Source organism: Bacteroides xylanisolvens XB1A (assembly GCF_000210075.1).
Classification (GTDB): domain Bacteria; phylum Bacteroidota; class Bacteroidia; order Bacteroidales; family Bacteroidaceae; genus Bacteroides; species Bacteroides xylanisolvens.
Window position 1 is genome coordinate 1,965,610 of record NC_021017.1, and the last position, 7,351, is coordinate 1,972,960.

Sequence of the window (7,351 nt, forward strand, 5' to 3'; positions counted from 1 at the left end):
CTCGTTTGCGGGTGCAAAGATAAGTATATTTTTTAATACCGCAATAACTTCGTGGGAAAATTTCGCCAAATTCTGACCGATGAAAATATTAATGAATTTTTGTTAGAATAAATATGTAGATAACTCACTATTTATGCAGCATATTTTATAAATTTACGCACTGAAACTATCAAAACATTATAAACACTCTAATCCTATGTCATCACTGGCAATTATTATTATAGTAGTTCTATCAGCTACCCTCATTTATGTGTGGGCAAAGTGCCAGTCACTTCAAAAAGAGGTACATTCGAAAGAAAATAAAGAGAATGAACTTAAGAAGTTGGCTTTGGTTTTGCAGAACATCAATGCCTACTTCTTATTGATTGACAAGGATTTTGTAGTCTGTGACACCAATTATTATTCTTTGAACCGTCTGCCTGTTCAGGTAGGTGGAGTTACAAAAAGAGTGGGGGATTTGTTGCATTGTAGAAACGCGATAGCAGCCGGTGAATGTGGTCAGCACGAACAGTGTAAACTATGTTGTATTCGTGCGTCTATCGGTAAGGCTTTTTATAAGAAAGCAAGTTTTAAGAATCTGGAAGCTTCGATGAAGTTGTTGAGTGAGGATGAAATGACAGTGACTCCTTGCGATGTATCAGTATCGGGTACTTATTTGAATATTCATGGCCAAGATTATATGGTGTTGACTGTTTATGATGTGACAGAACTGAAAAATGTGCAAAGGTTACTGACCATTGAAAAAGAACATTCCATCTCTGCCGAGAAATTGAAATCTGCCTTCATTGCTAATATGAGTCACGAAGTTCGTACACCGCTCAATGCTATTGTCGGATTTTCCGGTTTGATGGTGTCGGCTTCCGGCGAAGAGGAAAGAAAAATGTATGCTGATATTCTCGCAGAGAATAATGAACGATTGTTGCGCCTGGTGAATGATATTTTCGATCTTTCTCAAATAGAATCCGGGACGGTAGATTTCGTATATAAGGAGTTTGATGCCAATGATTTGTTGAGAGAATTGGATGGAATATTTAAGGCGAAATTGAATAACTCGCCGGTGGAATTGATTTGTGAGGCGCATGTGCAACCTATTATGATGTATTCGGAACGAGAACGTATCATTCAGGTATTGTCTAACCTCTTACATAATGCGATGAAATTTACTGCGTCGGGTGAAATCCGTTTCGGGTGCCGTTTGGAAGGAATGGAAGAAGTTTACTTTTTTGTGTCCGACACAGGCATTGGTATACCGGAAGAAGACCAGAAAAAGATATTCTCACGTTTCATAAAACTCGACCGTGAAATGCAGGGAACGGGACTTGGGCTGACTCTTTCGCAAACGATTATCCAAAATCTGGGTGGAAACCTCGAACTCGATTCGAAGGTCAACCGGGGATCTACTTTCAGCTTTGTGTTGCCGAGGGTGATTAAGCCGGAATTGATTAAGCCACAACCATAAAGTAAATCGCCCTTACTACAGTTGTAAAGTGTATCTCAAAAGTGTTAAATCTGACTTTTGGAGATGCTTCACTTGACTGTAGTGAGGGTGATTTTATAAATTCAAGGCTTTTCGAATTGTCTTGAACTTCTTAATGAACAGGATGAATGTTTAGTCTTTACGACTTAGGTGCATCCTTATCTTTGTCTCCGGTTCCCGGAGATGCTTTGCTGGCAGAGGAACTTCCGAAGGAAGCTGAACCGGAGGATGCTGTGCCTGAAGTTGCTGCATTAGAAGCGGTTGCACCGGGGGTAGCTGTGCTTGCCCCAGTTGTTCCTCCTGTGTGTGCAGAAGTTGCATTAGCAGGACGCGGAGCATTAACGCTGCTTGCACTAACATTTGCAGTGGCAGGTTGAGCCTGAACTTCCCAATGGAACGGTTCGAAATTGGAATTAGGATCTACCCAAGACGGTTTCTTGGAAGCGTAGATAATAAACGGAGCAACGACAACGATAATTGCACCGATAATTAGTACGGAGAACCAAACGGTGTTGCTACCGGTAGAAATCTGGCTGGGCGGGATGAAGCTAAGAATAAAGGCAAGTAATGATCCGCAGAAGCCAAGACCGCCAACAAACCACATCAGGCCGTTGCCGGATTTACCGATACGGAACGGACGGTTGAGTTTCTTCATCTTATAACGCAATGCGATAGCTCCGGAGAACATCAACAGGTACATAATCAGATAAAGAATAACTGTCAGCTGTGACAGAATTTGATAGAAACTCTGTACGGAAGGCATAACAACAAACAACAAACTTAATACGGTTACAGCGATACCCTGTACGAACAAGATATTCTTTTGTACACCCAGCTTGTTTGTTTTCTGGAAGAACGGAGGCATATAACCGGCTTTACCTACGGCAAATATACCTTTGGACGGACCGGCAACCCATGTCAATACACCAGCCAATACACCGAAAGCAAGAGCGACCGCAATGATTGGTGACAACCAGGAAGCATGAATATATTTGAAATAGTTGTCGAAACCGACGAGCAGGCTTTGAGTCAGGTTGATGTCTTTAGCAGGGATAATCACACCTAATGCGAAAGTACCCAAAACGAAGATCAACACTGTGATAAGCGCACCAATAAATACGGCTTTCGGATAGTTTTTAGAAGGGTTATCTACGTCTTTTACGTGGATACCGCCCATTTCCATACCGGCATAAAACAAGAAGATACTGGCAGCAAGAACGACATTATCGAAGTTGGTAAAGTCGGGGAAGAAGCTGCTGTTGAAATCCATATTGGAATGTCCGCCCGTTGCCAGGTAAATGATTCCTAAGATAATCAACAATCCGGCCGGGATAATGGTACCGACCATACCACCGATTTTGGCTACTTTACCTACCCAGCTCATACCTTTCAGGGAGATGAAAGTGGCCAGCCAATAGATGATAAGTACGACGACGAGCGTATAATACTTATTGTTTGCCAGTGACATGTCATGTACGTCATTCATTCCGATGAAAGCGATAGATACGGCACCAAACGTTAATACTGTCGGATACCAGATCGTACTTTCGATCCATTGCACCCAGATGGCGAGGAATCCCAGTTTCTTGCCGTAGGCCTCGCCTACCCACCGGAATACACCACCCTGCTTATCCTGAAACATTGCTGCCAACTCGGCTGCAACGAGCGATGTAGGGATTAGAAAGACAATAGCTGCAAAAAGATAATAGAAGGCCGAACTCATTCCGTATACGGCCTCGGCTGGTAGTCCACGCAAGGATACTACTGCCGTAACATTCATGATAGCAAGGGTAAACACACCCAGCTTCACTGCATTTTTAATATTTGCCATAAGTTAAGGTTTTAAGTGAAAAATATTTTAAAGTCAGTGTTATAACAACATTTTGCGCGAGATGTTTCCGCAATCTCTTTCAAAGTTCGTTAATTAACATCGCCGGAACGGGATATTGCAACCCCCGATTTACCTGTTTCGGAACAATTACTTTTCTCGATTGTTTCTAAACAATCTAAATTATATGTGAACCATTTTATTATAAACTAAGTAGTTATGAAATCAGCGTTTTCAGATTTTATTTCCGGGAAAAAGGGGATTTATGGTATTCTTCACATTATTATATTAATAATGTCTCTTTTTCTGGTTATCAGTATCTCGGTGGATACTTTTAAGGGAATTCCGTTCTATACACAGTCTTCTTACATGAAGGTACAGCTATGTATCTGCCTTTGGTTTCTTTTCGATTTTGTGTTGGAGTTCTTTTTGGCAAAACATAAAGGACGCTATCTGCGGACACACTTTATCTTTTTATTGGTGGCTATCCCTTATCAGAATATCATCGCATATTATGGATGGACGTTTTCGGATGAGATTACCTACCTGCTTCGTTTCATTCCTTTATTAAGAGGAGGATATGCGCTTGCTATTGTGGTCGGCTGGCTGACTTACAACCGGGCTTCGAGCCTGTTTGTCTCTTATCTGACGATGTTGCTGGCAACAGTTTATTTCTCCAGTCTGGCATTTTTTGTGCTCGAGCATCGGGTAAATCCATTGGTGAATGATTATGGAGATGCCTTGTGGTGGGCTTTTATGGATGTTACTACCGTGGGGTCGAATATTATAGCGCAGACCGTGACCGGGCGCGTGCTTTCCGTTTTGCTGGCCGCCTTGGGTATGATGATGTTTCCTATCTTTACGGTTTATATTACAAATCTGATTCAACAATCCAACAAGCGTAGAAAGCAATATTACGAAGAGGAGGAACAACAGAAAAAGGCTTCCGCCCAAAAGGAATCGGCAGAAAAAGCTGTCGTACAGAAGGTTAATACATAATATGCTTGTGTGGCGGATAAAAACAGATAGAATGAGAGTAATTGTAATGTGTTGAAAATCAGCTTAGAAATACTTTTCTTAATAGTATTATTACTTTTCTTTATAAGCATGGAAGGAAAAGGGGAGGAAAAGTGGAATAACTTTCTATCTTTGTAGAAAAGAGACAGAGGCAAACAGCTGTTAGTTGCTGTCTCTAAATGAAGAAGTTCCACCTTATCCGGGTGAATAATAGTGACACTGATATACTCATTTTAATAACTGGAGTTGCATAGGGGTAAATTTAATTTGTTGTATTTGATAATTAATACCGTTTGTATTGAAAACACTGGTGGGGAGTCAAGCGGGAAATCAATGGGATAAGGAGGAATAGAAAAAGGTTACTATCGGGAGATAGTAACCTTTACCTACTTATAAAAGAGATCGAGAGAGAGTTTTAGTCAACAACGGTGATATGGTTGTTGCTAAACACATTTAATTCCAGCTTGTTCATGATGCATTGAATAGCTAACTGCGCTTTCACGGAGTTGCCCGATCCATCCAAAGGAGGAGCAAAGGCAGCAATACCGAACTGTCCGGGCAGTACACCCATCACACCACCGCCTACACCTGTTTTGGCAGGAATACCGGAAGTGTACATCCAGTCGCCGGTATGTTCATAGAAACCTACTGCGGCAATCATGGCAGTGATTTTAGGAGCCAGCGTGGCATCAAAAACTTCTTTCTTAGTCACCGGATTTACACCACCGTTGGCGATTGTGCCGGCTGCAATGGAAAGCTGCAATGCAGTCACTCCTAATGAGCACTGACGGGTGTAGAGGTCTAATGACATATCCGGATCATCATAAATCCGATTATAATTTTTCAGCAACCATGCGATAGAACGGTTGTTGAAGTTGGTATCCGATTCGGACTTGTACAATTCATCAATCAACTGTGGGGCGCTGCCGCATAAATCGGTCACGTTTCCTACGATGGCATCCCATTTCTTGGCAGAGTCGCCAATGGGCTGCACCATGCTGCAGGCGGAGATGGCTCCGGCGTTTACCAGCGGAGTAGACGGATGGTCGTTCTCCAGCAAGATGGCGATAATTGAATTGAAAGGTAAGCCTGTTGCATCGGCTCCAATCTTGTCCAGGATTTCTTTGGCACCATATTGGCGCAGTGCCAGAATAGCCGTATGTACTTTGGATACGGATTCTATACCGAAGCGGTAGTCAGTATCTCCCACATGGATGGTCTGCCCGTTGAGCAGGCAGACACTGATTCCAAAGAGATCTTTGTTGACATTTGCCAGGTAGGGGATATAGTCGGCGTTCTTGCCGCCGGTATTAGTCTTTACCTGATCGTATGCCTCCTGTACCACTTCTTTCAATTGAGCGAGTGTTACTTTTTTATCCATAGATCTTTTTTATTTTTTTACGGTTTTACGACGACCACCATGGTTGAACATCTTAGCTTCTACCGGAAGATTCTTTTCTTGAGCCATACGGGTAGGGGTAGGATATTCCAGTTTTTCCAGTTCGGTGATGGCGTTGTTGATGTCGCCCAGTAGCATATCTGCCATATCGCGGCTGAATCCCTGACGGACAACGACACGCATCACTACATAATCTTCCAGTTTGGAAGGCAAGGTGTAAGCAGGAACCATCCAACCGTGTTGGGATAGTTTGTCTTGCAAATCGTACAAGGTCCATTTGGCGTTCTTTGCATATTCCGGTTTCAGATACCAGATGAATAATGGGTTCACAACATCATTAGAGTAGTTGACAAACGGAACCATCTTGGCTATTTCGCTGTGGATATATTTAGCAATTTGCAGGGAGTTGTACTGCACTTCTTTGTATCCCTGGAATCCTAAACGGATGAATTGATAATATTGCCCTAGGATTTGTGCAGCCGGACGAGAGAAGTTCAAACCTACCTGTGTAATGTTGGCACCCAGATAATTTACGCTGAATGACATTTCTTCGGGCAGATATTCTTTGCCTTTCCAGCAAACCCATCCGAGTCCCGGATATACCAAACCAAACTTATGGCCGGATACGCTGATAGAAAGTACCCATTTCAAACGGAAGTCCCATTTCTTTTCCGGATACAGGAACGGAAGGATGAAACCACCACTGGCGGCATCTACGTGGATAGGAATGTCATAACCGGTCTTGGCATTGTAAGCATCCAGTGCTTTGTCCAATGCTTCGACGTCATCATTCAGTCCAGTCCATGTAACACCCTGGATAGGCACGATACAGATGGTGTTTTCATCACACATTTTCAAAGCTTCTTCGGGGTCAAGAGTGGTTTTTTCGAGTGTCAAAGGCACTTCACGCATTTCAATCTGCCACAACTGTGCAAACTTTTCCCAAACAACCTGGAAACCTGTAGAAATAACAAAGTTTGGTTTATCAAACGGTTTGCCCTGTGCTTGTCTTTTCTTACGCCAACGCAACCAGGCAGCTACACCACCCAACATACATGCTTCCGAAGAACCGATAGCCAGCGCACCGGTTTTCCAAGTGTCTTTTTCAGGAGAGTTCCACAAGTTGGCAACGATGTTGATACATTTACCGTTCATCACTGCGATACGCGGATATTCTGTTTCATCAATGTAGTTGATGTTAATGGCCTCATTCATCAGCTTAGTGGCGTATTCATCCATATAAGTAGTCACGAAAGTAGCCAGATTCAAACGTGGTTGGGTTTGAGCAAATGTTTCATCTTTCACCATTTGATAGGCGACTTCAGGAGTAGTAGGTCCATCAGGTATTTTCTCTATCGGAGAGGGTTGTAACATTCTGTCTGAACCAAATACATCGGTTTTTGCATCACCTTTTCTGAAATTTAAATCTTCCATACTAATTTGTTTTTTTAAAGGTTTAGGGCGATGGGGATTTTCCCCGTCGAATTTCCCACAACAACAGCAGATAGTTTTGAAAGTTTCCGGGTTTTACATTATTTGGCGTTTATTAAGGAGGAGGATGCCCTTATTGAAACGTGCCTATTCACCACGGAGGACGCAGAGGACACAAAGGTGAATCTTGGTCATTTCC

At 42.6% G+C, this 7,351-nt stretch carries 5 protein-coding genes; 2 read left to right on the forward strand and 3 right to left on the reverse strand.

What is annotated here, in order from left to right:
• Window positions 1–196: 196 nt before the first annotated feature.
• Window positions 197–1,459, forward strand: coding sequence for a sensor histidine kinase (locus tag BXY_RS08060; protein ID WP_015531656.1), 1,263 nt, complete (start codon window positions 197–199; stop codon window positions 1,457–1,459).
• Window positions 1,460–1,616: 157 nt separating this feature from the next.
• Here BXY_RS08060 and gadC read toward each other — a convergent pair whose 3' ends face one another.
• On the reverse strand, window positions 1,617–3,308 hold the full coding sequence (gene gadC / locus BXY_RS08065; RefSeq protein ID WP_008026134.1) for a putative glutamine/gamma-aminobutyrate antiporter GadC: 1,692 nt from the start codon (window positions 3,306–3,308) through the stop codon (window positions 1,617–1,619).
• Between the two features lie 216 nt (window positions 3,309–3,524).
• Here gadC and BXY_RS08070 point away from each other — a divergent pair, with 216 nt between their 5' ends.
• The gene (locus BXY_RS08070) at window positions 3,525–4,304 is read left to right on the forward strand and encodes a potassium channel family protein (RefSeq protein ID WP_004316558.1); all 780 of its coding nucleotides are present in this window, start codon (window positions 3,525–3,527) and stop codon (window positions 4,302–4,304) included.
• A 433-nt stretch (window positions 4,305–4,737) separates the two neighbouring features.
• Here the strand turns inward: BXY_RS08070 and glsA are convergent, their stop codons facing one another.
• Window positions 4,738–5,703 (reverse strand): glutaminase A, encoded by a 966-nt coding sequence (glsA, locus tag BXY_RS08075; RefSeq protein WP_004316557.1) that lies wholly within the window; start codon window positions 5,701–5,703, stop codon window positions 4,738–4,740.
• A 9-nt stretch (window positions 5,704–5,712) separates the two neighbouring features.
• The gene (locus tag BXY_RS08080) at window positions 5,713–7,155 is read right to left on the reverse strand and encodes a glutamate decarboxylase (RefSeq protein WP_008026137.1); all 1,443 of its coding nucleotides are present in this window, start codon (window positions 7,153–7,155) and stop codon (window positions 5,713–5,715) included.
• Window positions 7,156–7,351: the final 196 nt, after the last annotated feature.

Coding starts and splice junctions, on each gene's coding strand:
- BXY_RS08060 (WP_015531656.1), top strand. CDS start 197: ATGTCATCACTGGCAATTATTATTATAGTAGTTCTATCAGCTACCCTC.
- BXY_RS08070 (WP_004316558.1), top strand. CDS start 3,525: ATGAAATCAGCGTTTTCAGATTTTATTTCCGGGAAAAAGGGGATTTAT.
- glsA (WP_004316557.1), bottom strand. CDS start 5,703: ATGGATAAAAAAGTAACACTCGCTCAATTGAAAGAAGTGGTACAGGAG.
- BXY_RS08080 (WP_008026137.1), bottom strand. CDS start 7,155: ATGGAAGATTTAAATTTCAGAAAAGGTGATGCAAAAACCGATGTATTT.
- gadC (WP_008026134.1), bottom strand. CDS start 3,308: ATGGCAAATATTAAAAATGCAGTGAAGCTGGGTGTGTTTACCCTTGCT.